Consider the following 24,471-nt stretch of genomic DNA (forward strand, 5'->3'; position numbering starts at 1 on the left):
TCCGGGCGGAAGCATGTCCACATTTTCTCCGCCCGGCGCCGGGAATCAGAAGATTTTCAGCTCCGGAATTGCAACGACGAACTGTCCGTCCCAGTCGCGGATTGCGGCATTGTCCGCAACGATTTCCGTGGTCAGGTTCCACGGCAGGATGACGAGATAATCGGGCTTCGCAACCTGCAGGTGGGCCGGTGCGTGCACCGGGATATGGGTGCCCGGCAACAGCTTGCCCTGCTTCAGATCGTTGCGGTCGACCGCGAAGGCAATGTCGCCCGGCTTTACGCCGCAGACATTGAGGAAAGTGTTTCCCTTGGCGGCGGCGCCATAGGCGGCCACCGTCTTGCCTTCGGCCTTGGCACGCGCCAGGAACTCTTGAAATCCTTTGCAGACGGCGGCGATCCGGTCGTCGAAGGCAGCGTAGGTTTCCATCCGCATCAGGCCGGCTGCGGCTTCCTTCTCGCGGACAGCTGCTAGCCTTTCGGTCGCTTCGCGCGCACCGGAGGCCAGTTGAGCAAAGACCCGCAGCGAACCGCCGTGGGTCGCGAGTTCCTCGACGTCGAAGACCTTCAGGCCGGCGTTTGCGAAGATCCGTTCGACGGCGGCCAGCGACAGGTAGGAATAGTGTTCGTGGTAGATCGTGTCGAACTGCACGCCTTCCATGAGACGCAACAGATGCGGAAACTCGAACGTCGCCACGCCATCGGGTTTCAGCAGGATGGCGAAGCCGCCGACGAAATCCGCGATATCGGGCACATGGGCCAGCACGTTGTTGGCGGCGGTCAGGTCGGCGCGGATGCCGCGATTGACGAGCGCCGTCGCGGTTTCGCGGCCGAAGAAGGCCACCTCGGTCGGAACGTTGCGGTCTTCGGCGATCCGTGCCGCATTGGCGGCGGGCTCGACGCCGAGCACGGGCACGCCCTTGGCGACGAAATATTGCAGCAGGTAGCCGTCATTCGAGGCGATCTCAACCACCTGTGACGCGTTGCCGAGTCCGAAGCGCTCGGTCATGGTCTCGGCGTAACGGCGGGCGTGCTCCAGCCAACTGGTCGAGAACGACGAGAGATAGGCGTAACCGTCGGTGAAGATCTCGTCGGCCGGCACGGTCTCCGTTGTCTGCACCAGCAGGCATTCGGAGCAGACCATGGCCTTCAGAGGAAACGAGCGTTCGCGCGCGATTGCTTCCTCTGTCGGCTCCAGGAACGAATTCGACCAGGGCGTCGATCCCAGGTCGGCGACGACGGTCGTGAGCGGCGTCGAACAGAAACGGCAGTTGTGGGGCATCGAAGTCGTTAGCCTCTCATGAAAGCGTCGATTTGGCCGAGCGTCAGGTCGCGGGCGGAGCCGCCGCGACGCCAGCCGTCATACCAGTGCGCGGTCCAGGCGATCGCCTGATCCTGCGAGAGCCGCGCGGTCCAGGACAAGGCCTTCAGCGCAAGGGCCGGATCGAGGCCGAGCGTCTGCATTTCGCGGGGCCGATCCTCAGACGAACTGTCGCGCCATCCTGTCTGCAGACCCATGGCGATCTGGATTGCGCCGGCGACATCGCGCACGGGGATCTGCCGTTCTGCGGGGGAGGGGCCGAAATTCAGTGCTGCAACATCGGTTTGGCCCTCGTGCAGCGCTTCGGCATAGACGAAGTAACCGTTGAGGCAATCGAGCACGTGCTGCCAGGGCCGGGTCGCCATGGGGCTGCGGATATCGAGCATCTCGCCCGATAGTGCAGCTCGGACGATATCGGGGACCAATCGGTCGACGGAGAAGTCGCCACCGCCCAGCACATTGCCGCCGCGGGCGGTCGCGACCCGGATGCCGCGCTCGCGCAGGAACGAATCCCGCCAGGTCGAAACGACCAGTTCGCAGGCAGCCTTCGAGCCGGAGTAGGGGTCATGGCCGCCGAGTGCGGCCTCTTCCGGAAAATGCCGGCCGCTTTCGTCGTTGCGGTAGACCTTGTCGGTGGTCACGACGACGATCGTTCTGAGCGCGGGCGCCGTGCGGGCCGCCTCCAGCAGGCGCACCGTGCCCATGACGTTGACATCGAAGGTCTCGGCCGGTGTCCGGTAGCTTTCGCGCACCAGCGGCTGGGCCGCCATATGCAGGATGATTTCCGGGTCGAACTGGCGGATGGCCGTCGCAAGCGTATCGCCGTCGCGGATATCGCTCAGATGTTCGCCTGCGGTTTCGCTTGGCCCGAGCAGGGCGTGCAGAGACGGCTCAGCGGCAGGCGGCAAGGCATAGCCGGCAACGCGGGCGCCCATCTGCGCCAGCCAGAGCCGCGCCCAGCTTCCCTTGAAGCCGGTGTGGCCCGTCAGAAGCACGCGTTTGCCGGCCCAGAAGGCGGGGTTGGCAAGCCGGCTCATGACCAGACTTTCCAGGGCGCCGAACCGTGTTGCCAGAGTTCTTCGAGCTGGTTCTTGTCGCGCAGCGTGTCCATCGGTCGCCAGAAACCGTCATGCGGGAAGGCCATCAACTGGCCGTCACTGGCCAGGCCTTCGAGCGGCGTGGTTTCGAACGAGGTGTGGTCGCCCTCGATGCGATCGAGCACGGACCGGTTGAGGACGAAGAAGCCGCCATTGATGCGGTTGTTGTCGCCGGCGGGCTTCTCGATGAAGCTCTGAACCCGCCCGTCGCTGACGGCAAGCGCGCCGTAACGCCCCGGCGGAACGACGCTGGTCACGGTCGCTTCGCGGCCGTGGCTGCGATGGAAATCGGTAAGCGCCTTGATGTTCACGTCGGCAACGCCATCGCCGTAAGTGAGGCAGAAGGTATCGCCCAGGTGATCGGCGACGCGCTTCAGGCGCCCGCCGGTCATTGAGTCCGTGCCGGTGTCGACGAGCGTCACGCGCCACGGCTCGGCCTTGTTGGAATGGAAGAGTGTCTCGCCGGTCGCCATGTCATAGGTGACGTCGGAAGAGTGCAGGATGTAGTTGGAGAAGTATTCCTTGATCATGTAGCCGCGGTAGCCGAGGCAGATCACGAAATCCGAAAAGCCGTAGTGGCTATAGATCTTCATGATGTGCCAGAGGATCGGCCGCCCGCCGATTTCGATCATCGGCTTGGGTCTCAGATGGCTCTCTTCCGAGATGCGCGTGCCGTAACCACCGGCGAGTATGACGACTTTCATGCAGCTACCTCACAGTGACGCGCGTACAGCGCGCGACGCATTCCTCCCGTTGAGATAACCCATGCTACCTTGCGCGTGGATCGCTCGTGCGATGTTGACAATCCAGGCGATCGAATTATCACAGCCGGAAACGCGACTTTCGGGGCGGACGCGCACGGTTCATTGCACGATTTGCCGGCTCAATCAATTGCCGGGAAGGATACGGAAATGGCGCGGGTGGGTATCGGGCTGCCAACGTATAACGGCGCGGATTTCATCGCTGAGTGCCTCGCCTGCCTTCGGGACCAAACGTTCGAGGATTTTGAGGTCTTCATCTCGGACAACGGATCGACCGACGGCACCTCCGACATCTGCGCGGATTTCGTGAAGACCGACACGCGGTTTCGGCATGTATTCTACCGTGAGACGGTTTCGGCAACTGAGAACTTCCACAGAGCGCACGCTATGAGCAGCGCTCCTTATTTCTGCTGGCGTGCCGACGATGACCTTGCCGATCCGATCCACATTGCCGGTCTCGTCGCGGCGTTGGACAGGGAGCCGCATGCCTCGCTTGCCGTTTCGCCGGTGTTGAGGATAGTAGAGCTGCCGGAGCGGATCGAGCGACTTTACGGCCTGCCGTCTCAGCTATCGGGGGAGCGAGCGCTGCGCATTCGCGACATCCTTCTCGGCTGCCACCCGAGCTGGTTCTACGGCCTATGGCGCCGAGAGGCCACAGGCGTGGCCCTGCGGCGTCTTCCCGACTACGGGTTCGCGTGGGCTGCGGACCATCTCGCGCTGCTGCCTGCGATTTTCGACAATGCGGTCGCCCTGTCACAGGAAGGGCGTTTCATTCAGCGCATCAAGCGCCAGGCCGACTACCACCTGCCGCCGCTAGACCTGCTGGAAGCGCGCAGGCGCTACAAACGAATTGCACTTGAGATGATTGCAGAACGACAATGGTCGGCCGCCGAGCTGAAGGCGATGAAGCGCGCGCTTGAGCTGCACATGGACCTCCGGGTCGCCCCCTGGTTCAAGACGCACAAACGGGCGCTCAGGCAGAAATTCCGGTCTGCCTTATCGCTTCGCTGAGTTCGGCCATCAATGTGCTGCGCAGTCGCGCAGGACCTGCACGACCCGGCCGATCTCGTCAGACGTCATGTCGTGATAGCTCGGCAAATTGATCGCCCGGCCGGGAAGGTCATAGGCAACGGTGTTTGCCGACACACCTTCGAAGGGCGGCAGCGAGCTCAGCGGCCAGAAGAAGACGCGGGCGTCGATGTTTTCGGCGGCGAAAGCACCCTGAAGCTTCTCGCGCGTGACGTCGGTTTCCGGCGCGAAGACGACCGTCGGCATCCAGAAGCCGTTCTTCGTGTCTTCCGGTTCCGGATTCATGGAGATGGAGTTCACGCCCGCGAGCTGTTCCCTGTAGGCGTAGAAGATCTCGCGCTTGCGCTCGACCAGTTCGTTGACGCGTTCGATCTGCGCCAGGCCGACGGCCGCCTGAAGGTTCGACATCTTGTACTTGAACCCGACTTCGTCCGGCCAGAACTGTTTCTTTTGTCCGCGTGCCCGGCCGTGATTGGAAAGGGTCAGCACCTTTTCATAGAGCTTGCTGTCGCTGGTGACGAACATGCCGCCTTCGCCCGTCGTCATGGTCTTGGTGCCGTGGAAGGAAAATGCGCCGAAGGCGCCGAGCGAACCGGCCTTGCGTCCGCGCCATTCCGATCCGAGTGCTTCGGCTGCGTCTTCGACAACGGGGATGTTGTGCCGCGTACCGATTTCGAGCAGGCGGTCCATGTCGCAGAGATTGCCGTAGATATGCACGGCCATGATCGCCTTGGTCTTCGGCGTGATGGCCGCTTCGGCCTTGTCAGGGTCGATGCACCAGCTGTCGGCGAGCACATCGACGAAGACCGGTTTTGCTCCGAGGTGGACGATCGGGGCGGCGGATGCGGTCCAGTTCGTGTCAGCCAGGATGACTTCATCACCCGGCCCGACGCCGAGAGCGGCAAGGCCCATGTGCAGCGCGCCGGTGCAGCTCGATGTCGAAATCGCATGGGTGACATCGAGATGTGCGGCAAAGGCAGACTCGAAGCGATTGATGTAATCGTAGCAGCGCTCGCCCCAGCCGTTCGCCGCTGCATCGGTGGCATAGGCGACTTCGCGTTCGGTGATTGAGGGCTTGGTGTAGAGAATGCGAGGTTTCGTCATGTGGGTCGCCTGTGCTCAAGCCGATCGGTCGTTGGTTGCGTCTGCGGCAACGATCTTGTCAATCCGGCCGCCGATCTGCGCGCCGAGATAGAGGTTTTCGTAAAAGCGCTCCGGGAAGCCCGCCTGCCGCATGTGGTGGGCCGTCCTGTCGATGTCGTAGGCGACACGGTGGAGTTCGATGCCTGCCGGCGAGAGCGTCGCAAAGGCGGCGCGCGGGTCGCCGTCGCGCGGTTGCCCGACCGAGCCGGGATTGCAGAAGACCTTGCCGCCGATCTCCAGGCGCACCTGCACATGGGTGTGTCCGGCAAAAAGCCGTTCGCAGCCGTCGGGAAACTGCGCCTCCGAAACCTTGTAGAGATATTCGTCGATCGGATCCTGCCAGCTGCCGTGAACGAAATAGGTCGATCCATCGACGACGTAGGTTTGCGATCCGGCGAGCCAGGCGCGTTGATCGGCCGAAATGATGCCTCTCTGGTACTCGATGATGTCATTGACTATCTTCGATCGCGGGCAGCCTTCTCCGCTGACGATGTAATAATCGTGATTGCCCAGGATGTTTGCGATGCCGCGTGCTTTCAGCACGTCTACGCACTCGCCCGGCTGAGCGTAGTATCCGACGACGTCACCCAGCGACAGGATCGAGCTGCAGCCGAGTTCGTCGATGCGTGCGAGCACCGCCTCGAGTGCGGGAAGGTTGCCATGAATATCGGAAATGATGGCGATCATAGAACCACCAGGTCCTCGGAGTAGCGCCAGGCCCGGCCCGTCTTGATCTCCGGTGCTTCGGGTTTTCTCCCGTAAACGTAGTAGTCGAGCGCCATCGCCGCCTCGTTGTAGCCGAAGGCGGCACGCAGTGAGGTACTGCTCGAGAAGCGAGGATTGATTTCGAGCAGGTAGGGGATCGTGCCTTCCAGCCGGAACTGATAGTTCGTCGGTCCGAGCGGCTTGAAGTGTTGCGATAGCCTGCGCACGGCCTCGGTCAGGAGCGGCTCGTCGACGACTTCGGCATATTGGGTGTTGCCGGCGACGGACAGCTTGCGCTTGAAGACGATCGGCGGCAGCGTCGTGCCATCACCAAATCCGAACGCGCCGACCGTGTATTCCTGGTCGTTGCTGCCCACAAATTTCTGGATGAGGAAATCGTCCGCGCTCTTCAGGGTCCAATAATCGAAATCGGCCGCGTCCCGCAGGAGTGCTATTCCCCGGGAGCCGTTGCCGCGACGGGGCTTCAGCAGCAGCGGCAAGGGGCCGAGCTCGCGGGTGCAAGCTTCCAGGCTGCGGCTAAGCGTGCTCGGAATGGCCGGAAGGTCCGCTTGCAGCAGTGCCTCGCCCATGTCCCATTTGTCCTGCGCCAGCGCGATCAGCGGCGAGCTGTTCAAGACGACGCGCGTCTCGGTCGCCTCGAAGCATGCACGGTTGTCATTGAAGAACAGGACATCGAGTTCCAGGCCGGGTAGCACCAGTGCGACGTTTTCTCGCCGAAGCAGTTCCAGCCAGAACTCCAGATATACGGGAGAGGTCTCATCGCATGATGGCTTGGCGACGAAGTCGTCGCAGAAGTGTCGACCGATGCCATTGGCATCACGATCGATGCCGATGATACGGATCGGTGCTTCCAATCGGCGGAGCGACGCGACGATACCCTGGCCGATGATTGCGCCTACCGCAGTCACCACGACCGTAATCGGCTGTTTCGATTGCTTTGTGTCGTCGTGCATTACTTGACGTCCATCGGGCCGAATGCTTCGGCGGTTCCGGCTGATTTGATCATGGCAATCCCGTCTCGCATCGTGATCAGAGGCGGCATGCCCAACTCGGCCAGTGTTTCCGCACCATCAGGAAAATTCACCTTCCGAAAGGGAGCCTTCTCCGCCGCGATCACGACATTGCCCCCGAGCCCAAAGGTTTCATAGGCGATTTCAGCGATCCTGTCGCAGGTCATCGCCTCCGTGTGAACCGCATTGCAAACACCGGATATGCCCGTTTCGGCCGCGCGGATCATCATATCTGCCGCGTCCTGCACGTGCAGGAAGTTGCGCACACCATGGGAAGCAGGCATGCGAAGGTCGAGCCCACGGGACGCGTAGGCGATGATACGCCCCATCCACGGCTGGTGGGCGCAGCAGCGGCCCTCCACGTCATAAAGCTGCGAGAAGCGAAGGCTGCAGAAGCGAAAGCCCAGTTTCTGCGAGCTCCATTCCAGCATTTGCTCTGCCAGTTGCTTGGTGAGTCCGTAGGATGTCAGGGGTGCCGCATCCAGCGTCGCGTCCGAGGAAAGCGATCCGGCGTATATGACCGCCCTGGTCTGCAGCCGTTTGGCGAGCTCGGCGACGTGAAGCGCGCTTGCGGCATTTGCCGCAAAGTTTTGCTGTGTCCCCGATGGACCGTCGTCGGCGAAGCTCGCTGCACAATGGAACAGCACGTCCGCGGTCAGGCCATCCGGTGCCTTTGCCGAGCCGCCTTCGATGTCGAAGAAGATGTCATCTGTCTTCGCCCGGCCGACACTGATGGTCTCGACGCCCATGTTCCGCAGGCGCGCGACAAGCTGGCCCCCCAACATCGAGCGCGTGCCGATGATGGCGGCGGTCTTCATGCCAGTTCTGCTTCCATCAACAGGCCGACGCAAAGATCGGGGAACTCAATGCCGACCTTGAGCATGGCATGCAGATTGGCCTCGAAATCGGGCAGCGTCTGCAACACGGGCAATGGCAAAGGCTTCAGATAGATGCCTTCCTCGTGCACCACGCGGAAGCCATGATTTTCGAGTTCGGCGCGGAAAGTGTCCCGGCAATATTGGCGCTTGTGGCCGAGCGCCAGATCGTTGGCGTTCAGGCTGTAGATGTCGTCGATCTTGCCGAGTTCCACGCCCAGTCGTCTGTTCAACGACTTGGCATTCGGCACCGCGGCGAACAGACGGCCATTGGGTTTCAGGAAGCGCCGGAACCGGTCGAGGACGAGGCCCGGATCGTCGACATGCTCGAGAACGAAACCCATGATGATGACGTCGAAGCGCTCTTCCGTTTCGAAGTCTTCGAAATAGGAGAAGACGATCTCGCCGGAAAAGTCCGGGCTGTTCTTCTTGAAAAGATCAATGACGAACTGCGAGCCTTCCACGATTACGTGGCGGTCGCAGACCTTGTTGAAAAGGTGAGGGGTGTAGCCGTGGCCAATTCCAAGATCGAGCAGCGATTGGCATTTGCCAAAGCGTTCGACCATGCGCTGCGGATACCAGTTGAGAATGAGATTGTTCTCGATCGATGTGACTGCGTTTGGAAGATATTCCGACGCCACGTTATCCAGGTTCTCGGATTTCACTTGGTAAACTCCCTCCAATCGACAGTTCCGGAATGCACGACACTTGCGCCCTTGGTACCGCAATTGGCGACGAGGTCCAATGCCGTCACATAAGGGGTGAACTCTCCGTGCATCTGCGGGTAGGGTGTACGTTCGTAGTTCATGTACTGAACCGATATTCCGTTGCGATTGAAGAGATCGTGATCGAGATAGTTCCGTGCGCCGTGGCCGGTGATGTAAACCGTCCCTTCGAGATGCGCAGTGATGTCGTATACTCTCTCGCTGCTCGCACCGCCAATGGTCAGCGTGTCCGACGAGACGAACTTCGGTCTGTCCAGATTGAAGTAGGCAGCAAGCGCGAGCATGGAATTGCGTGCAACATCCGCAATCGTCGATGCGTCCTTTGCGAACACATCGTCGACCAGTTCCAGCATATCCTTGGCGAAGGGGGCCTTCATATAGGCCTGCCGGAGGATATCGCGGTGGCGGGCCCGCCAGTCGTCTCGATTGTCGATCAGCACTTCATCGATCCGCTGCCCCATGCGAAGGTCTTTCAAGGGCACGGTCAGCCAGCGGACGCCGTTCTGGGTCTTGATCTGTACGCGGTTTGTGAAGCTGCCGCGCGAGAACTGCACATCGTCGTAGTGGACGAACACGTCCGCCAGTTTGATCTGCTCCAGCATCCCAACCCAAGGAAAGTACATGGATTGTGAGATGACAATATTCCGAGTCATCCGGTACTTGCCTAGTGTTCGTGTTTTCGCGATCGAGAGTTGGCGAGCGGCACGAAGGCCTGGTCGAGCCGCTCTTTTCGTGCCCCTACTTTTCGATGCAGCGAAGATAGCCGCGCGGCGAACTTGAAAGGACAAGCTTGCCGTTCAGGGCCTCATCGGTCTCGAAGCGGGTCGATTCTTCCATATACGCCTTGAGCGCCGCATAGGGCTCGTCGCCGGCGCGCCAGATTTTCGAGCGTTTGGTGGGTGTTTGCGATGAATCGGCCCATCCAAGGACCGTATCCGCCACCACCATGTACTGGCCTTCGGTGACCAGCGGGCCATAGGTGCGCAGTTCATCCAGCACGTGGTCGCGGCTGTGGTCGCTGTCGAGCACGACCATGACCGAGGCGCCCTCAGGAATTTCCGCCTTCACCTTCGCCAGCGTCTCGGCCGCCGTCGAGGGGCCTTCGATCAGTGTGATGCGCGACGACATCGGATGCTTTTCGATCGAATCCCGATTGTGCGCACGGATGTCGATATCGACGCCGATGACCTTGCCCTTGCCGATCAGTTGCAGCATCGCGGCCATGAAGATCACCGAACCGCCGCGGGCGACGCCCGTTTCGATGATGACGTCCGGCTTGCTGTTCCAGATCACTTCCTGGGTTGCCATGACATCGGCCGGCATCTGGATGATCGGCACGCCCATGAACGACCAGAGATAGGCATAGTCGTATTTGTCGAGCGTCACCAATGTCTCGAGCGACTGGCGAAAGGCGTCCTCGTCCTTGCCGAGCGCGAGCGACATTTCCTTCTTGTGAGCCTCGAATGCGAGACGATCGTCTGCTGCTGCCATAACTGCTACCCTTTATTCGGATACGCCGCAGGTCACGATTCGCGATCTTGAAGCCTCGTCGATTCGTAACGCTTTCCTGTGAACGCTTTCATGTCGACAATTGCAAATACGGTCAAGGCCGGTTTCTTAAGGGGGGAAAGCGGGGGCGCCTCGCTCACTCGTGGAAGTTTCAATGTCGCGTTTTGACCGTATTCCTACACCCCTGTCGGGTCTCGTTGTTGTCGAACGCCAGCGCTTTGGCGACGATCGCGGCTTCTTTTCACGTTTCTTCTGCCGCGAGGAACTCGCCGATTTTGGCGCCGGCGGCTCTATTGCCCAGATCAATCATACGCTTACGCGGGTGGCAGGCACGGTTCGCGGCATGCATTTCCAGCGCGCGCCGCATGACGAGACGAAATTTGTCTCCTGTCTCGCGGGCACAATCTTCGATGTCGCCGTCGACATGCGGCCGGACTCCCTGACCTATCTTCAGTGGCATGGCGAGGTCCTGAGCGCTGAAAACGGCCGGTCGATGATGATCCCCGGCGGTTTCGCGCACGGGTTCCAGACGCTTTCCGCTGATTGTGAGCTGATTTATTTGCACGACAAGCCCCATGCGCCCGATGCCGAGGGCGGGCTCAATGCCCTGGATCCGAGGCTCGCGATCGCCTGGCCGTTGCCGGTGGCCCAGATGTCGGCGCGTGACCAGGCCTTCGCGATGCTGAAGGACGAGCGCTGATCGTCGGTCCCGTCCGTCGTTGACTTCGTGGTGGATGGGAGGACAATAACCTTTCCGCGCCACCACGGAAGAAGGGGTGTCGACGATGACGATCGCCAGAAAACTACAAGACTATATCGATGGTGCGGGTGTCGCCTATGACACCGTCGCCCATCACCGCACAGCCACCACCAGCCAGACGGCGAGAGCGGCACATGTGCCCGGCAGCAGGCTTGCCAAGTCCGTGGTCGTTCACCACGAGATGGGGTACGTGCTTGCCGTTGTGCCGAGCACGCACCGGGTTGAGCTCTCCACCTTGCAGGACGTGATGGACCGGCGCCTCGGTCTCGCTTCGGAAGAGGAAGTCTGCAACCTCTTCGCCGATTGCGATATCGGCGCGGTGCCGCCGATCGGCTCGGCCTATGACGTGCCGGTGTTGCTCGACGAAAGTCTGGGCGACGTAAACGACGTCTACTTCGAGGGCGGCGACCACAGGACGCTGGTGCACATGAGCGGATCGAACTTCCGCAACCTGATGAAGGGTGCGCAGATCGCCCGCTTCAGCCACCCGGCCTGACGGCCGCTCAGAGAATATGCCAAGCCGGCGGTTCGCCGGCGGCCGCCTTCGCGCGCCGTTCTCTTGGGTCGGAGATGACAGCCCACCTGCGGTCGAACATTGCCGAGTTCGAATGCAGCCTGTCGGGCTTGTCAAAGCGGGGGCTTGGCGTCACCATCCTTTTCGACGGACACCTTATCTATACCGGGTTGGGGGGATCGATGGTGCGCATACGCTCTACGAATATGTCCAAGTCTCTGACACTGCTGCTGGTTGCGGCCAGCGCTCCAGCTTTCGGATCCGTTGCCCTCGCGGAGGGCAATCTGTTCGATCAGTTTCCGTTCGCTGTCGCCTGCGAATACAAGGGCACGCAGCATGCCTTTTACCTGTCGAAGGTAACGGCCGATGGCACGGCGACCTACTTGGCCTCGGACAACTTCGCCGGGACGATTACCCTGGGCGGAGGGGCAAAGGCCGTGGGCACCGAACAGGGCGGAAGCTGCCTCGGCAAGACGGTCGAAGAGCTGAGAGAATCGGGCCAGGCGCGGGACATCAGGGCCAACTAAAGCGCGTCGCGATCTTTCAGATTCGCTCCTTGCGCTTTAAGTTTTTGATATTTCGCGTGTCGTTATCGCAAAACCGCTGCGCACTTTTGCGCGACAGGCTTTAGGACCGCGCTCGCCAACGAGCCTGTTGCAGGTGACATGATCGACAACCGCTGCCTTGGTTCCCAAGATGCCGCGAGGGTATGTTCGCCCAATTGTCGTCACCCAATGTTGTGAAATTCGACAATAACCAATGTGCCATTGTTGCGACTACTGAGAAGAGCCAATCGATTATGGCGCTTCGCAAGCGTCACTTGCCGGTGTTGCTCACGGGGGCGATCGATCCGGCGATAGACCCTATCCCCTAGACCTGCAGAGCAGGCAAAATCGCGTGATAGTCTGCAACTATCGGCGAAACGCTTCTTGCAAAACAGTCATTGAAAGAATCGGTGCCTGATAATTTTCCGTTGTGGCAAATGAAAAATCTGATTTACTGCGGCTCGCTGCTTGGCTTTTCGGGGGATATTGCCGATGGAATGCACCCGCAGGGATATTATGCTTGGTGGTTTGGCGCTGCTTAGCGCAGGCGCAGCCCAGAAACCGGCCTTCGCTGCCGCGGCGTCCTATTTTTCCGACCCCGCAGTCGATAATGGCGTGACCTACCGAAGCACGAATTTCGCCAAGATCGACAGGAAATGGCAGCGTCAGGTCGTCAAGTATTTCAGCACCGAGCCGATCGGCACGGTCGTCGTCGATACCCGGCACCATTTTCTCTACCTGATCATGGAGAACAAGACAGCTATCCGCTATGGCGTCGGCGTCGGGCGCGAGGGCTTCAAATGGTATGGCCGCGCTACGATCGACCGCAAATCGCTCTGGCCGCGCTGGACGCCGCCGCCGGAAATGCGCGAGCGTCACCCCGAACTGCCTGAGTTCGTCGAGGGAGGCTCGCCGAAGAACCCGCTTGGCCCGCGCGCCATGTACCTGCTTCGTGATGGCGTCGATACCGGCTATCGCTTCCACGGTACGCTGGAGCCGGGCAGCATCGGCAAGGATGCTTCCAGCGGCTGCATCCGCATGTTCAACGAGGACGCGATCGATCTTTATCAGCGGTGCCCCATCGGCACCGCCGTGCAAGTCCTGCCGCACATTGCCGACAAGGCCCCCGAGGTCAGCCAAGCAACCCCGGTCGCAACCCAGGTCGAATGAGGAATACCACCCCGATGCCCGCTACGCCCGGATATACGAGGCTGCTTTCTGCTGCGGCCATTCTGCTGACGCTGACCGCCTGCAACACCACCGAGATTGCCGCGGTCGAAGAACCGACCGTGGTGCCGATGACCGGAAAAACCGACGATCCGGCGCCCGGCTTCGAGACTGTCTCGGCCGGCAGCGAAGAGGATTTCATCCTCAATGTCGGCCGCCGGACCTATTTCACCCAGGACTCGGCCACGCTCGATCCCGTCGCCAAGGCAACCTTGGACAAGCAGGCCATCTGGCTCAACAGCAACCCGCGCTGGCTCGTCAAGCTGCAGGGCTTTTCCGACGACAGCGGCTCCGCATCGAAGATGGCGACGTTGTCGCAGCAGCGCGCCGATGCAGCGATGGCCTATCTCGCCTCGAAGGGCGTGGACCCAAACCGCATGTGGGCCAAGGGGTATGGAAACGACCGCGAGGTGCGCGACTGCACGGAGCGCTCCTGCAAGGTACAGAACCGCCGCGTCGTCTCCAATCTGCGCACGGAGCGCGACGCGATTTGATCGCGCGTCGCCTCGGCGTCTCTTGGCCAGCCGAAATCGGACCCTTCGCGTTCATGGCAGAGGCTTGAGGAACAGGTGGGCCGTTCGCTATTGAACGGCAGTTGCCTGCGACCAGACCACCATCCATTGCCCGTCTCTGCATTCATACGTGTCCGTGTGCCAGTAGGCACTGAGCGGCACTTTGTGCCCGCCGAAGATCACTTCAAGCTGCGCGCAATAGCGGATCACGGCGAGTCTCCGTGCACCCGCACGGCGATCGTTTCGGGCTCCCAATGCAGGTAGTTGATGTGTCCGACTGCGATCGACACAGCGTCGCGATACCCCTTCAACGAAGTCCGCCGTAGGTGATCGTACCCGTTGCGTCCCAGTATTCGCACGCGGCGGGAACGTCGCCTTGCCGATGCGTGCGCGAGACTAACCTCGCCAGCCTCACCATCGATCCAGTCGCCAACAGCGCCGTCATTCGACGGCGCCCGCTTGACTGGTCCAGAGCGTATCAATCGAACGGAACGGCAGGCAGACATTATCCGGCCGATTGCTGCACCCTGTCGGCGGCCTCGCGGATCACCTCGTAGACGCGGCGGGGTTGAGACAGCATCGGGACGTGGCTAGAGGCCAGTTCCGTCACCTTTGCATTCATGCGCTTGGCGAGGAAGCGTTGCAGGTCGGGCTGAACTGTCCGGTCTTCGGTACCGACGATGTAGTATGTCGGCTTTGTTTTCCACGCCCCCCGGAACGGGTTGATCGAACAGGTCTGCCAGTGGCCCCATCTGCGTGGCCCAGACGAGCCTCTGTTCTGCTTCAGGCAGATCGCCGGCGAATTCCGGGATCCCCGAAGGACGAAGAAACAGCCGGCCGTCCGCCACCTCGATATGCTGGAAGACGGGGGCCTGGGGGAATTTTGTCTGGTCGGCCGCCGTCGTTTCACCGTTCTCCGGCGCCAGCGCGCAGATATAGACGAGCGCCTTGACGCGATCATCGGTGCCCGAAGCGGTGATGACGGTACCTCCATAGGAATGTCCGACCAGAACAACCGGACCGCGCACACGGCCCAGCGACGTGCGAACTGCCGCGGCGTCGTCGGCGACGGTATTCAAGTGGTTTTGCGTCGCGATCACTTCGTAGCCGTCGGCAACCAGCAGTTCGATGACCTTGCTGAAACAGGATCCGTCGGCCCAGAGGCCATGTGCGAAGACAATGCTGGGTTTGTTGGGCATGCCACACCTCCAGGGGAAGCAACTTTCCCGAACGACATCCGTATGTTCGGCCGGCGGGTCAGGAAAGGGCGGACGAACTTCCTGCTGGAAGCTCGGTCGCCGAGTTTAAGCCGCTGCCGGTGTTTTTCAAACTTGCTATGTCGGGCGAAGCGCGTCTTTCGCCTGCGGCGGGCCCTACAGCGCCACGCGTCTTACTGACGCGCAAAGGTCGCTGTAGCACTTTGAATTGCTGCATGTTTTTGTCCTTCAATCGGCTACGATTAAAGGAAACATGCAGTAGGCCCTTGAATAGAACAGGCGCGAAGCGCTCAGGAAGAGCAGAGTAACGCCCTTCGCCGCCGAACATCGCCTTTCATGCGACAACGAATTTTGTCAGATGGCCTGCGCGTAGCCGATCGCGAGAAGTCGTAAATTCGGCAAAAATGGCGCACCCGACAGGATTCGAACCTGTGACCTTTGGAATCGGAATCCAACACTCTATCCAGCTGAGCTACGGGTGCATCCGTTGGCGGCAGGGCCGCCGAAGCAGGCTGTGAGCGGTTCATAGCTTAGCTTTGGCGCCGCATCAATGGTGAAAAGGCGGAGTTCGCAGGGGAATTTGTGGTTGCTGCTGAAAATGCAACTGCTTGCCCTGCTTCTGCCGGTCGACAAAAAGGGCTCGGCGGCGGGCGTGAGGCGCGCCGCCGAGTATTGGTTCATGCCACCTGCATGGCGCCGGGGCCGGGGATCGCCTTTGGCGGCACCTTGCCCATGATGATCATGCCGAGCACCTCGTCCTTGGTCACGTCCTCGGTGCGGGCCTGGCCGACGACCTGGCCGTTCTTCATCACCGATACACGGTCGGCGAGGTCGAAGACGTCGTGGATGTCGTGGCTGATCAGGAAGATGCCGATGCCTTCGCGCTTCAGTTGCTTGATGAGGTCACCGACCTGGGCGGTTTCCTGTGGCCCGAGCGCTGCCGTCGGCTCGTCCATGATCAGGATGCGGGCGTCGAAGAGGATCGCGCGCGCGATCGCCACCGATTGCCGCTGGCCGCCGGAAAGCGCCTTCACCGGTTCCTTGAAGCGCTGGAAGTTGGGATTGAGGCGCCCCATGACTTCGCGGGCCTTGGCCTCCATCGCCACGTCGTCGAGCGTGCCCCAGGGGGTCCTGAGCTCGCGACCGAGATAGAGATTGGCGGCGGCATCGACATTGTCGGCGACGGCGAGCGTCTGGTAGATCGTCTCGATACCGTATTTCTTGGCGTCGCGCGGGTTGTTGATGTCCGCAGCCTCGCCATTGATCAGGATCTCGCCGGCATCGCGCTTGTAGGCGCCGGAGAGGATCTTGATCAGGGTCGACTTGCCGGCGCCGTTGTGGCCGAGCAGCGCCACGACTTCGCCGGGGTAGAGATCGACGGAGGCGTTGTCCACCGCGTGGATGCCGCCGAAGGAGATGGAAATGTTCTTCATTTCCACGAGCGGAGTGCGTTGGTCTTTCATGGATCGTACTCCTTACTTGGCGCGGGCGCGGTAGATGGTGTCGAGCCAGACGGCGACGACGAGAACCACGCCGACGACGATGCGCTGGAACGGACTGTCGATCCCCAGGAGCACCATGCCCGACTGTAGTGATTGCATGACGAGCGCGCCGATCATGGCGCCGGCAATCGTGCCGACGCCGCCGGCAAGCGAGGTGCCGCCGATGACCGCGGCGGCGATCGTATAGAGCTCGTCGAGCTCGCCCTGCGCATTGGTCGCCGCATTGAGGCGGGCGGTCGAGATTGCCGCGGCGATGGCGCACAGTATGCCCATCAGCGTGAAGATCTTGACGGTGACCCAGCGCGTCTTGATGCCGGCAAGTTCGGCTGCTTCCGGGTTGCCGCCGAGCGCGAATACGTAGCGGCCGAAGCGCAGCCGTGTGGCGATGAAGGTCATGACGATGCCGACGGCGATGGCGACGAGAACCGGAATGGCGATGCCGTGCGAGATCTGCAGTCCGCCTTCCGGCCAGGCGATGCCGTTGGCGTCGGCATATTTGCGGGCGATGTTGGTCGGCCAGTAGTAGCTATTGGCGACGGTGATTGCGCCCAGCACCAGGATACAGCCGAGGATCGCCAGGAAGTACTCCGCCCAGACCGGGCGCAACGGGAAGCGGAAGCGCTTGCGCTGCTTTCGCGAATTGAGGATGGCAGCGACGATGGCAATGCAGGCGAGGATGCCGACGATCCAGCTTGCCGTCGCGCCGATCGAGCCTTCGGTGCCGCCGCCCATCAGACGGAAGGTGGTATTCATCGGTGCGACCGTCTGGCCGCTGGTCACGAACCAGGTGGCGCCGCGCCAGACGAGCAGGCCGCCGAGCGTGACGATGAAGGCGGGCACGTTGAGGAAGGCGACGATCGAGCCCTGCAGCGCGCCGATAGCGGCACCGACGGCGATGCCGCTCAACAGCGTGATGATCCAGATGGCCGGATGTTCCAGGCCGAGATACTGCGGCAGGAATTTTACCTGCATGACGCCCATGACCATGCCGCAGAAGCCCAGCACGGAGCCGACGGAAAGGTCGATGTTGCGGGTGACGATGATCAGCACCATGCCGGTCGCCATCACGGCGACGGAAGACGTCTGAACTGTCAGGTTCCACAGGTTGCGCGGCGTCAGGAACAGGCCGCCGGTCATGATCTGAAAGCCGATCCAGATGATGACGAGCGCGCCGACCATGCCGAGCAGCCGGGTGTCGATTTCGGTGGCGCGGAAGAAGCGCTTCACCGGGTTTTCGTCCGCTGTGCGGGCGCGGTTTGCTTGTGCGCCCTGCGTGTTGCCTTGTGTGATGTCGGCCATGGACGTGCCTTCCCCCACTTTTTGTGTTGATGTCGTCGCGTCAGGTGGCACCAAGAGCCGGATCGACGCGACAAGTCCGGTGCGACGGCAGAGATCGAGCGTTTTCGTTGAGCTGCGCTGGTTGTGCGTCTGGCATTGTCCGCCCGGCACGCACCTTGCGCAAGCGCCGCAACGGGTTGCGTTGCGGCGCTTGTCTGACGTCAGCGCTCAGTTCTGCTGATGCGGTTTATTTGCAAGCCGCGACGTCGCCCTTGACGCCCTGGCAGGCTTCTTCCTTGGAGATCCAGCCTGCGTCGATCACGACGTTCAGGTTGTCCTTGGTGATCGGCAGCGGTGCAAGGAAGACCGACTGCATGGCCACGCCCTTCGGTCCGCCGTTGAAGGTGGTGACGCCGGCGACTTCTTCCATCTTCTTGCCGCCGGCAAGTTCGACGGCGACTTCTGCGGCGCGCTTGCCGAGTTCACGGCTATCCTTCCAGACCGAAACGGTCTGCGTGCCCAAGGCAACGCGGTTCAGCGCCGCCTTGTCTGCATCCTGGCCGGAGACCGGGACCGAGCCTGCGAGGCCTTGCGCATCGAGGGCTGCGATCGCGCCGCCGGCGGTGCCGTCGTTGGAGGCGACGACCGCATCGACCTTGTTGTCGTTGGCGGTCAGGAACTGCTCCATGTTCTTCTGGGCGTTTTCAGGCTTCCAGCCATCCGTGTAGGCTTCGCCGACATTCTTGATCTTGCCGGCATCGACGGCTTCCTTCAGCACTTCCATCTGTCCGGAGAAGAGGAAGTCGGCGTTCGGGTCAGCCGAAGAACCCTTGATGAAGACGTAGTTGCCTTCCGGCTTCACCTTGAACACTTCGCGGGCCTGCATGCGGCCGACTTCCTTGTTGTCGAAGGTGATGTAGAAGGCGGCCGGGTTTTCGATCAGGCGGTCGTAGCCGACGACCGGGATGCCTTCGGCAGCGGCCTTTTCGATTGCCGGGCCGATGGCGTCGCTGTCCTGGGCAAGCACGATCAGTGCATTGGCGCCCTGGGCGATCAGCGACTCGATGTCGGTCAGCTGCTTTGCGGCCGACGACTGTGCGTCAGCGGAGATGTACTTGTCGCCGGATGCTTCGAGTGCTGCCTTGATGGCGGCTTCGTCGGTTTTCCAACGCTCTTCCTGGAAGTTGGACCAGGACACGCCGACGACCAGGTCCTTTGCCTGGGCAACGGAATGCAGGGAAACGATGACGGCAACACCTGCCATCAGCTTCAAAACGGATTTCATTTCATCCTCCCGAGTGAGGGCCGGCTGAGCGTGCGAACCTCCCGCACATCCTCCGCCAGCCTTGGAACGCTGTCGTAGATCGTGCCGCTACACCGTGCGGAATTATTTTCTCGACAGTCGAGAAAATGAATGTCATGGATTTTTGAGGCTGTCAACACGGCGTGAATGCGGTGGTTGCGGCATCAACAAGGTGCTTAGCGAGCGGTCGCGTCCGTTGTTTCTCGGCCGCCGACAAAATCCGTGCCACAAGGCTGTCGACAAGGCGTCCGGCGCCTTGTCTTGCCGTTCAACAGATGCTTTGGGAGGGGCATGTGTTCGAAGGATCCGCCACTGACAGGGACGTCTCATGCTGACCAAGTCCAGCACTGAGCTCGTGCGTCAGCAAAACAGCGCGCTGGTCCTTGCGGCGCTCAGGCGCGCCGGCAATCTCTCCCATACGGAAATTTCTGCTGATACGGGGCTTGCCTCGGCGACCGTTTCCGCGATCACGGCGGAGTTGGAAAAGGCGGGGGTGCTCGCCAAGGCCGAGCACCAGGTGCAGGGTGGGCGAGGGCGGCCGCGTGTCCTCTTCACGCCGCGGCGCGACTACGGCCATCTCGTGGTCGTCAGGATCTCCTCCGACATCGTGCAATATTCGCTGATCGATTACGGCGGCACGCTTCTCGACCGCTTCGACGAATCGCGAAACCACGACGAGCGCGGCACGATCCCTTTCGCTCGCGCATTCGTGGACGCGCTCGAACGTCTGCTGCAGCGCTCAAGGCTGGAGCGGGATCGCGTGCTCGCCGTTTCGATCAGCAGCAAGGGGCTGGTCGACAGCGACACGGCGCGGCTTTTGTGGTCGCCGGTCTTCGGTCGGGAAGAGCTGGATTTCGCTGCACTGCTTGCGCCGCAATGGCGCGCGAAAGTCATGCTCAGCAATGAGACTCTGCTGGTCGCGCAGGCGCTTGCAGCACAAGCCGAACGCAAACCGGAAGGTGGGTTCAGGGCGCTTGCGGCGATCTCTCTCGGCCACAGCATCGGCCTTGGCGTTGCCCGCAAGAGCCAGAGCGGCGAGATGGATGTCAGCGCGCCGAATTTCGGCCACATGCTGCACGCGCCGTCAGCGGGCCTCTGCCGTTGCGGCGCCTATGGCTGCATCGAGGCGGCAGCCGGTTTCTATGGGATTCTGCGTGCCGCCTTCGAGGTGCCGGCGGATACCATCCCCGCCAAGTTCGTTCCCGTCGCCGAGCTCGACAAGATCGCGGCCAGCGCGCGGCAGGGACATCGCATGGCCGGCTACGCGTTCCGCCAGGCGGGCATTGCGCTCGGCAACGGCATCTCGCGCATGCTGAGCCTCTACGAGCGCATGCCTGTCCACGTCACCGGGCCCGGCATCCGATACTTCGATCTCATGCTGCCGGGGATCGAAGAAGGACTTGCCCAGTCCATGCAGGTCCGCCTTCAGGGCGCTCCCGAAATATCGGTCGCGCCCGACGAGCAACGCCTCGTCTTCGAGGGACATCTGGAGCGGGCGCTGGGCGCGATCGACGCCGATATTACCGCCACCGGCGTTTCCTGATGCACGGTTGAAGTGCATCGCCTGACGCAACCTTTTTTTGGGGTTGTATCGAAGGTGAGCACCTCTAGTAATGCAATTTACAGTTATTTAGCGACTCCTTGTCAATGTGGCTGTGACGCGGGAGACACTCATGTTTTCAGTGATTGCATGCATACGTGATGACCATGACTGGCGCCTTATCGTGGCCGCCGCGATCGTCTGCCTGGCGGGCAGTGTCGCAACGATGTTGCTGCTGCTGCGCGCCCGGCGAAGCGAAGGTAGCCAGCGCAGCCTCTGGATCGCGGCCAGCGGTTTTGCCTGCGGTGTCGGTGTCTGGTCGACGCATTTCATCGCCATGCTGGCCTATGATGGTGGTGTGCCGGTTGCTTACGGCCTCTGGGGCACCGCTCTGTCGGTGGTCGTCGCCATAGCCGCGTCGTGGGTCGCCTTTGCAATCGGCCTCGGTGGTGGTTCACGTCTCTCGATGTCCTGCGGTGGCTTCGTGCTTGGCGCCGGCGTCGCGGCGATGCATTTCACCGGCATGCAGGCGATCGAGATCCACGGGCACATAAGCTACGATCCGCAAGCGACTGTTTCGGCGCTCGTCGTGGGAACGCTGCTGGCGGGTGCCGCGCTTCATGCTTTTCATGCCTTGCGCAGCATGCGGCGGCTGGTCGTCTCCTCCTTGCTGCTGGTGCTGGCAATCTGCACCATGCACTTCACGTCGATGAGCGGCGTGACGCTCATGCCGGAGGCCAATGTGGCTGTCGCCGGCACCATTCATCCCGCCTGGCTCGCCGGCGGGGTCATCGCAGCCTCCACGACATTGATCGTGCTCGCCTTCGGCGCCCTCTTCGTCGATCGGCAGCTGACCGATCTCAGAGGGCTCGCCAACGCCTCGCTCGAAGGCATGGCGATCGTTTTCGATGGCGTCATCGTCGAAGCCAACGAGCGCTTCTCCGGCCTCACCGGTCGGACGTTTTCCGATCTGTCCGTGCGCCGCCCGTCGGAGATCTTCGTCTTCGGCGAGGAAGGGCTCGAGGGACACAGGCGCGGGGATGGTCCCGGCGAGATCGATCTTCTCAACGCCGATGGGCGCACCATTCCGGTGGAATTCATGTGCCGGACGATCGAGTATCGTGGCCGCGAATGCGAAGTGATCTTCGTGCGCGACTTGAGGGCACGGAAGGAAGCCGAGCGCACGATCGAGCATCTGGCCCATCATGATGCGCTCACCGATTTGCCGAACCGCGCCTTCTTCGACCGCAGGCTGGCCCAGACGCTGGCGGCGGCCTCTGCGCGGGGCGAAGAGTTGGCAATCCTCTGCCTCGACCTCGACCGCTTCAAGGCAGTCAACGATATCTTCGGCCACGGCGAAGGCGACCGCATCCTGAAGAAGGTTGCCGATATCCTGCGCCAGGCTGCCGGAGAGCACGACACGGTCGCCCGGCTCGGCGGTGACGAGTTCGCAATCATCCACGTGGGCGGCAAGCGGCCGGCGGCGGCGCGCCAATTGACGGACCGCATCCTGGCGCTGTTTGCCGCGGAAATGGATACCAATCGCGATCCGACCGCCGTCGGCGTCAGCATTGGTGCTGCGCTCTATCCGGTCGACGGGCAGACGGCAGATCAGTTGCGCAACAATGCCGACACGGCACTCTACCGCGCCAAGCAGAGCGGCAAGGGCATCGCCTGCTTCTTCGACCGGGGAATGGATGAGGCGGTTCGCACCCGCCGGCAGATCGAGAACGACCTGCGCCATGCGGTGCTTCGCCGCCAGTTCTTTCTAGAATACCAGCCGCTGGTCGAAGTCCAGAGCGACAGGATCATCGGCTACGAGGCATTGCTGCGCTGGAACCATCCGCAGCGCGGGCTGATCGGCCCTGACGTGTTCATCCCGATCGCGGAGGAAAGCGGCTCGATCATCCAGATCGGCGAGTGGGTGCTGGAACAGGCCTGCACGGAAGCGGCAAAATGGAACGAGCCGCTGCCGATTTCCGTCAATATCTCGCCGGTCCAGTTCCTTCTGCCCAATCTCTTCGATCAGGTCGCGAGCATATTGCGTCGGACTGGCCTTGATCCCTGGCGGCTGGAGCTCGAAATCACCGAGGCGGCGCTGATGCACAATCGCGAGGATGTGCTGGCGGTGCTGGTTCGCCTGCGCGTCCTCGGCGTCCGGATCGTCATGGACGACTTCGGCACCGGACATTCTTCGCTGAGCAACCTGCAGACCTTCCCCTTCGACAAGCTGAAGATTGATTGCAGCTTCACCGCTGCCCTCGAAAAGGACCCTTCCGCACAGGCGATCGTCCGCGCCATCATCGCGCTCGGCCACAGCCTCAGGCTCGCGGTCGTGACCGAAGGCGTCGAAACCGAACGGCAGAGGCAGATCCTGGTGGAGGAGGGCTGCCTGCAGATCCAAGGGTATCTCTCCGGCCGACCGGGCGCTGCGCCCAGCACCGGCCGGGAAGCGCCGCGATGGGAGAAGATGCCGGTATGCGCTGAGGGCTGAGGCACCTGCGCGGATGCCGGTTTGCCAGAGTGGTGACATGAAAAAAGCCGGGCGTGTGGCGCCCGGCTTTTCCATTTGATGTGTTACCGGCCGTAGCCTCAGGCGACGCTGATCTGACGCTTCTCGACAACCGACTTCACGGCGGCGTCGGCGAGGGCCAGTGCGGCGAGACCATCCTTGCCCGACGGCGTGATTTCCGCACCCTTTTCGATCGCGGCGATGAAGCTCTCGATCTCGTTGGCATAGGCTTCGGTGTAGCGCGTCATGAAGAAGTCGTGCAGCGGCGGGCGGGTGTAGCCTTCGCCATTGGCGATCTCGATCGAGACCGGACGCTGGTTTTCAGCCGAGACGACGCCCTTCGAGCCGTGCACCTCGATGCGCTGGTCGTAGCCATAGGTGGCGCGGCGGGAGTTGGAGATGATGGCCTGCTTGCCGGAAGCCGTCTGCAGGATGACCGAGACGCTGTCATAGTCGCCGGCTTCGCCGATCGCCTTGTCGACGAGAACGGCGGCGGTTGCCGTCACGGAGACCGGCTCCTCGCCGAGCAGGAAGCGGGCCATGTCGAAGTCATGGATCGTCATGTCGCGGAAGATACCGCCCGAACGCTTGATGTAATCGACCGGCGGGGCGCCCGGATCGCGCGAGGTGATGGTCACCATTTCCACGTCGCCGATCTTGCCGGCGTCGATCGCCTTTTTGACGGCCATGAAATGCGGGTCGAAGCGGCGGTTGAAGCCGACCATCAGCTTGGCCTTGGTCTCGTTGACAACCTTGAGGCAGGCCTTGACGCGCTCGGCATCCAGATCGACAGGCTTTTCGCAGAAGATCGCCTTGCCGGCGCGCGCGAAACGCTCGATCAGGTCGGCGTGGGTGTCGGTCGGGGTGCAGATGACGACGGCGTCGATGTCGTCAGCCTTTTCGATCGCCTCGATGGTGCGCACATCGCAGCCATATTGCTTGGCGATGGTTTCGGCGGCGGCAGGGAAGGCGTCGGCAACGGCGACGAGCACGGCATCCGGATTGCCGCTGACGGCTTTCGCGTGAACCTTGCCGATGCGTCCGGCGCCCAGAAGACCAAATCTGACTGTCATCTCAGTTTCTCTCGAATTCCGGCTCGCGACCGGGAAGGGGCGTGATGATCGGCGCTCATCGCGCAAAGGCGCCGCGGAACACTGATTCCGCGAATCGATCGGAGAATTGCCACGAAAAATCGCGTGTTGGAACGCTGCGCCGGCGCCTCTCCCTTGGTACCTCCGCACCCAGTCGGCCCGTCCATTCATTTGGAATGAAGTAGCCGACGCGGGTCATTTCGGAATTTTTATTCCATTTTAGTTGCGTCCGTCAAGGGGCGTGAGGACCGCTGGACTTGCTGTCTTCAATGAATATC

General features: G+C 61.7%; 23 protein-coding genes and 1 tRNA gene. 8 read left to right on the forward strand and 16 right to left on the reverse strand.

The features are described 5' to 3' along the window. Positions 1–45: 45 nt before the first annotated feature. The 3 genes from ASE60_RS07395 to rfbF are packed head-to-tail and all read right to left on the reverse strand — an operon-like array spanning position 46 to position 3,118. Positions 46–1,278 carry a class I SAM-dependent methyltransferase gene (locus ASE60_RS07395; protein ID WP_057249095.1) on the reverse strand — a complete coding sequence of 411 codons (1,233 nt, stop codon included), beginning with the start codon at positions 1,276–1,278 and terminating at the stop codon, positions 46–48. A gap of 8 nt (positions 1,279–1,286) precedes the next feature. After that, positions 1,287–2,354: a CDP-glucose 4,6-dehydratase gene (gene rfbG / locus ASE60_RS07400; RefSeq protein WP_057249096.1), complete on the reverse strand. Its 1,068-nt coding sequence runs from the start codon at positions 2,352–2,354 to the stop codon at positions 1,287–1,289. Beyond that, positions 2,351–3,118: a glucose-1-phosphate cytidylyltransferase gene (rfbF, locus tag ASE60_RS07405; protein WP_057249097.1), complete on the reverse strand. Its 768-nt coding sequence runs from the start codon at positions 3,116–3,118 to the stop codon at positions 2,351–2,353. Before rfbF ends, rfbG begins: the two co-directional genes overlap by 4 nt. A 207-nt stretch (positions 3,119–3,325) precedes the next feature. On the opposite strand from rfbF, the gene ASE60_RS07410 reads away from it, so the two are divergent. Beyond that, positions 3,326–4,186, forward strand: coding sequence for a glycosyltransferase (locus tag ASE60_RS07410; protein ID WP_057249098.1), 861 nt, complete (start codon positions 3,326–3,328; stop codon positions 4,184–4,186). Between the two features lie 9 nt (positions 4,187–4,195). Here the strand turns inward: ASE60_RS07410 and ASE60_RS07415 are convergent, their stop codons facing one another. From ASE60_RS07415 to ASE60_RS07445, 7 genes are all read right to left on the reverse strand, one after another. Then, on the reverse strand, positions 4,196–5,308 hold the full coding sequence (locus tag ASE60_RS07415) for a DegT/DnrJ/EryC1/StrS family aminotransferase (RefSeq protein ID WP_057249099.1): 1,113 nt from the start codon (positions 5,306–5,308) through the stop codon (positions 4,196–4,198). A gap of 15 nt (positions 5,309–5,323) precedes the next feature. Next, on the reverse strand, positions 5,324–6,034 hold the full coding sequence (locus ASE60_RS07420) for a metallophosphoesterase family protein (protein ID WP_057249100.1): 711 nt from the start codon (positions 6,032–6,034) through the stop codon (positions 5,324–5,326). Beyond that, positions 6,031–7,026 carry an ATP-grasp domain-containing protein gene (locus tag ASE60_RS07425; RefSeq protein WP_057249101.1) on the reverse strand — a complete coding sequence of 332 codons (996 nt, stop codon included), beginning with the start codon at positions 7,024–7,026 and terminating at the stop codon, positions 6,031–6,033. The genes ASE60_RS07420 and ASE60_RS07425 overlap by 4 nt, the downstream gene beginning before the upstream one ends. After that, on the reverse strand, positions 7,026–7,901 hold the full coding sequence (locus tag ASE60_RS07430; RefSeq protein WP_057249102.1) for an NAD(P)-dependent oxidoreductase: 876 nt from the start codon (positions 7,899–7,901) through the stop codon (positions 7,026–7,028). Before ASE60_RS07430 ends, ASE60_RS07425 begins: the two co-directional genes overlap by 1 nt. Next, a complete protein-coding gene (locus tag ASE60_RS07435; RefSeq protein WP_057249103.1) occupies positions 7,898–8,623 on the reverse strand; it encodes a class I SAM-dependent methyltransferase in 726 nt (241 codons plus the stop codon). Before ASE60_RS07435 ends, ASE60_RS07430 begins: the two co-directional genes overlap by 4 nt. Further along, on the reverse strand, positions 8,620–9,336 hold the full coding sequence (locus ASE60_RS07440) for a WbqC family protein (RefSeq protein ID WP_057249104.1): 717 nt from the start codon (positions 9,334–9,336) through the stop codon (positions 8,620–8,622). Before ASE60_RS07440 ends, ASE60_RS07435 begins: the two co-directional genes overlap by 4 nt. Positions 9,337–9,421: 85 nt before the next feature. Continuing rightward, on the reverse strand, positions 9,422–10,174 hold the full coding sequence (locus ASE60_RS07445) for a CmcI family methyltransferase (protein ID WP_057249105.1): 753 nt from the start codon (positions 10,172–10,174) through the stop codon (positions 9,422–9,424). Positions 10,175–10,346: 172 nt separating this feature from the next. On the opposite strand from ASE60_RS07445, the gene ASE60_RS07450 reads away from it, so the two are divergent. The 5 genes from ASE60_RS07450 (at position 10,347) to ASE60_RS07470 (ending at position 13,732) form a co-directional block, all read left to right on the forward strand. Further along, a complete protein-coding gene (locus ASE60_RS07450; protein ID WP_057249106.1) occupies positions 10,347–10,892 on the forward strand; it encodes a dTDP-4-dehydrorhamnose 3,5-epimerase family protein in 546 nt (181 codons plus the stop codon). An 85-nt stretch (positions 10,893–10,977) separates the two neighbouring features. Beyond that, positions 10,978–11,448: an aminoacyl-tRNA deacylase gene (locus ASE60_RS07455; RefSeq protein WP_057249136.1), complete on the forward strand. Its 471-nt coding sequence runs from the start codon at positions 10,978–10,980 to the stop codon at positions 11,446–11,448. Positions 11,449–11,522: 74 nt separating this feature from the next. After that, a complete protein-coding gene (locus tag ASE60_RS07460; protein ID WP_306341285.1) occupies positions 11,523–11,993 on the forward strand; it encodes a hypothetical protein in 471 nt (156 codons plus the stop codon). A 510-nt stretch (positions 11,994–12,503) separates the two neighbouring features. Then, the gene (locus ASE60_RS07465; RefSeq protein WP_057249107.1) at positions 12,504–13,181 is read left to right on the forward strand and encodes a L,D-transpeptidase; all 678 of its coding nucleotides are present in this window, start codon (positions 12,504–12,506) and stop codon (positions 13,179–13,181) included. Next, the gene (locus ASE60_RS07470; protein ID WP_057249108.1) at positions 13,178–13,732 is read left to right on the forward strand and encodes an OmpA family protein; all 555 of its coding nucleotides are present in this window, start codon (positions 13,178–13,180) and stop codon (positions 13,730–13,732) included. Before ASE60_RS07465 ends, ASE60_RS07470 begins: the two co-directional genes overlap by 4 nt. 608 nt (positions 13,733–14,340) lie before the next feature. Here the strand turns inward: ASE60_RS07470 and ASE60_RS07475 are convergent. The 5 genes from ASE60_RS07475 to xylF form a co-directional block, all read right to left on the reverse strand. Next, positions 14,341–14,949, reverse strand: a complete 609-nt coding sequence (locus ASE60_RS07475) for an alpha/beta fold hydrolase (RefSeq protein WP_348272220.1) — start codon at positions 14,947–14,949, stop codon at positions 14,341–14,343. Positions 14,950–15,372: 423 nt separating this feature from the next. Then, positions 15,373–15,449 (reverse strand) — tRNA-Arg (locus ASE60_RS07480). Positions 15,450–15,644: 195 nt separating this feature from the next. Then, positions 15,645–16,430: an ATP-binding cassette domain-containing protein gene (locus tag ASE60_RS07485; RefSeq protein ID WP_034793927.1), complete on the reverse strand. Its 786-nt coding sequence runs from the start codon at positions 16,428–16,430 to the stop codon at positions 15,645–15,647. Between the two features lie 12 nt (positions 16,431–16,442). Then, positions 16,443–17,768 carry a sugar ABC transporter permease gene (locus tag ASE60_RS07490; RefSeq protein ID WP_057249109.1) on the reverse strand — a complete coding sequence of 442 codons (1,326 nt, stop codon included), beginning with the start codon at positions 17,766–17,768 and terminating at the stop codon, positions 16,443–16,445. A 226-nt stretch (positions 17,769–17,994) separates the two neighbouring features. Further along, complete coding sequence (gene xylF, locus ASE60_RS07495) at positions 17,995–19,032, reverse strand: D-xylose ABC transporter substrate-binding protein (RefSeq protein WP_057249110.1); 1,038 nt, start codon at positions 19,030–19,032, stop codon at positions 17,995–17,997. Between the two features lie 346 nt (positions 19,033–19,378). On the opposite strand from xylF, the gene ASE60_RS07500 reads away from it, so the two are divergent. Together ASE60_RS07500 and ASE60_RS07505 are read left to right on the forward strand one after the other, a co-directional pair. Then, complete coding sequence (locus ASE60_RS07500) at positions 19,379–20,593, forward strand: ROK family protein (protein ID WP_057249111.1); 1,215 nt, start codon at positions 19,379–19,381, stop codon at positions 20,591–20,593. 130 nt (positions 20,594–20,723) lie between these two features. Further along, on the forward strand, positions 20,724–23,084 hold the full coding sequence (locus tag ASE60_RS07505) for an EAL domain-containing protein (protein WP_057249112.1): 2,361 nt from the start codon (positions 20,724–20,726) through the stop codon (positions 23,082–23,084). Between the two features lie 98 nt (positions 23,085–23,182). On the opposite strand, the gene iolG is transcribed toward ASE60_RS07505, so the two are convergent. Beyond that, positions 23,183–24,175: an inositol 2-dehydrogenase gene (gene iolG / locus ASE60_RS07510; protein ID WP_057249113.1), complete on the reverse strand. Its 993-nt coding sequence runs from the start codon at positions 24,173–24,175 to the stop codon at positions 23,183–23,185. Positions 24,176–24,471 lie beyond the last annotated feature (296 nt).

The organism is Ensifer sp. Root278, from assembly GCF_001429285.1.
Lineage (GTDB): Bacteria > Pseudomonadota > Alphaproteobacteria > Rhizobiales > Rhizobiaceae > Ensifer.

Excerpts from the sequence above, each read along its gene's own strand:
- ASE60_RS07420 (WP_057249100.1), bottom strand. The coding sequence starts at position 6,034 with ATGATCGCCATCATTTCCGATATTCATGGCAACCTTCCCGCACTCGAG.
- ASE60_RS07445 (WP_057249105.1), bottom strand. The coding sequence starts at position 10,174 with ATGGCAGCAGCAGACGATCGTCTCGCATTCGAGGCTCACAAGAAGGAA.
- ASE60_RS07455 (WP_057249136.1), top strand. The coding sequence starts at position 10,978 with ATGACGATCGCCAGAAAACTACAAGACTATATCGATGGTGCGGGTGTC.
- rfbF (WP_057249097.1), bottom strand. The coding sequence starts at position 3,118 with ATGAAAGTCGTCATACTCGCCGGTGGTTACGGCACGCGCATCTCGGAA.
- ASE60_RS07500 (WP_057249111.1), top strand. The coding sequence starts at position 19,379 with ATGCTGACCAAGTCCAGCACTGAGCTCGTGCGTCAGCAAAACAGCGCG.
- ASE60_RS07425 (WP_057249101.1), bottom strand. The coding sequence starts at position 7,026 with ATGCACGACGACACAAAGCAATCGAAACAGCCGATTACGGTCGTGGTG.
- ASE60_RS07460 (WP_306341285.1), top strand. The coding sequence starts at position 11,523 with ATGACAGCCCACCTGCGGTCGAACATTGCCGAGTTCGAATGCAGCCTG.
- ASE60_RS07465 (WP_057249107.1), top strand. The coding sequence starts at position 12,504 with ATGGAATGCACCCGCAGGGATATTATGCTTGGTGGTTTGGCGCTGCTT.
- ASE60_RS07430 (WP_057249102.1), bottom strand. The coding sequence starts at position 7,901 with ATGAAGACCGCCGCCATCATCGGCACGCGCTCGATGTTGGGGGGCCAG.
- ASE60_RS07410 (WP_057249098.1), top strand. The coding sequence starts at position 3,326 with ATGGCGCGGGTGGGTATCGGGCTGCCAACGTATAACGGCGCGGATTTC.
- ASE60_RS07470 (WP_057249108.1), top strand. The coding sequence starts at position 13,178 with ATGAGGAATACCACCCCGATGCCCGCTACGCCCGGATATACGAGGCTG.
- rfbG (WP_057249096.1), bottom strand. The coding sequence starts at position 2,354 with ATGAGCCGGCTTGCCAACCCCGCCTTCTGGGCCGGCAAACGCGTGCTT.
- ASE60_RS07505 (WP_057249112.1), top strand. The coding sequence starts at position 20,724 with ATGTTTTCAGTGATTGCATGCATACGTGATGACCATGACTGGCGCCTT.
- ASE60_RS07440 (WP_057249104.1), bottom strand. The coding sequence starts at position 9,336 with ATGACTCGGAATATTGTCATCTCACAATCCATGTACTTTCCTTGGGTT.
- ASE60_RS07395 (WP_057249095.1), bottom strand. The coding sequence starts at position 1,278 with ATGCCCCACAACTGCCGTTTCTGTTCGACGCCGCTCACGACCGTCGTC.
- iolG (WP_057249113.1), bottom strand. The coding sequence starts at position 24,175 with ATGACAGTCAGATTTGGTCTTCTGGGCGCCGGACGCATCGGCAAGGTT.
- xylF (WP_057249110.1), bottom strand. The coding sequence starts at position 19,032 with ATGAAATCCGTTTTGAAGCTGATGGCAGGTGTTGCCGTCATCGTTTCC.
- ASE60_RS07475 (WP_348272220.1), bottom strand. The coding sequence starts at position 14,949 with ATGCCCAACAAACCCAGCATTGTCTTCGCACATGGCCTCTGGGCCGAC.
- ASE60_RS07485 (WP_034793927.1), bottom strand. The coding sequence starts at position 16,430 with ATGAAAGACCAACGCACTCCGCTCGTGGAAATGAAGAACATTTCCATC.
- ASE60_RS07415 (WP_057249099.1), bottom strand. The coding sequence starts at position 5,308 with ATGACGAAACCTCGCATTCTCTACACCAAGCCCTCAATCACCGAACGC.
- ASE60_RS07450 (WP_057249106.1), top strand. The coding sequence starts at position 10,347 with ATGTCGCGTTTTGACCGTATTCCTACACCCCTGTCGGGTCTCGTTGTT.
- ASE60_RS07490 (WP_057249109.1), bottom strand. The coding sequence starts at position 17,768 with ATGGCCGACATCACACAAGGCAACACGCAGGGCGCACAAGCAAACCGC.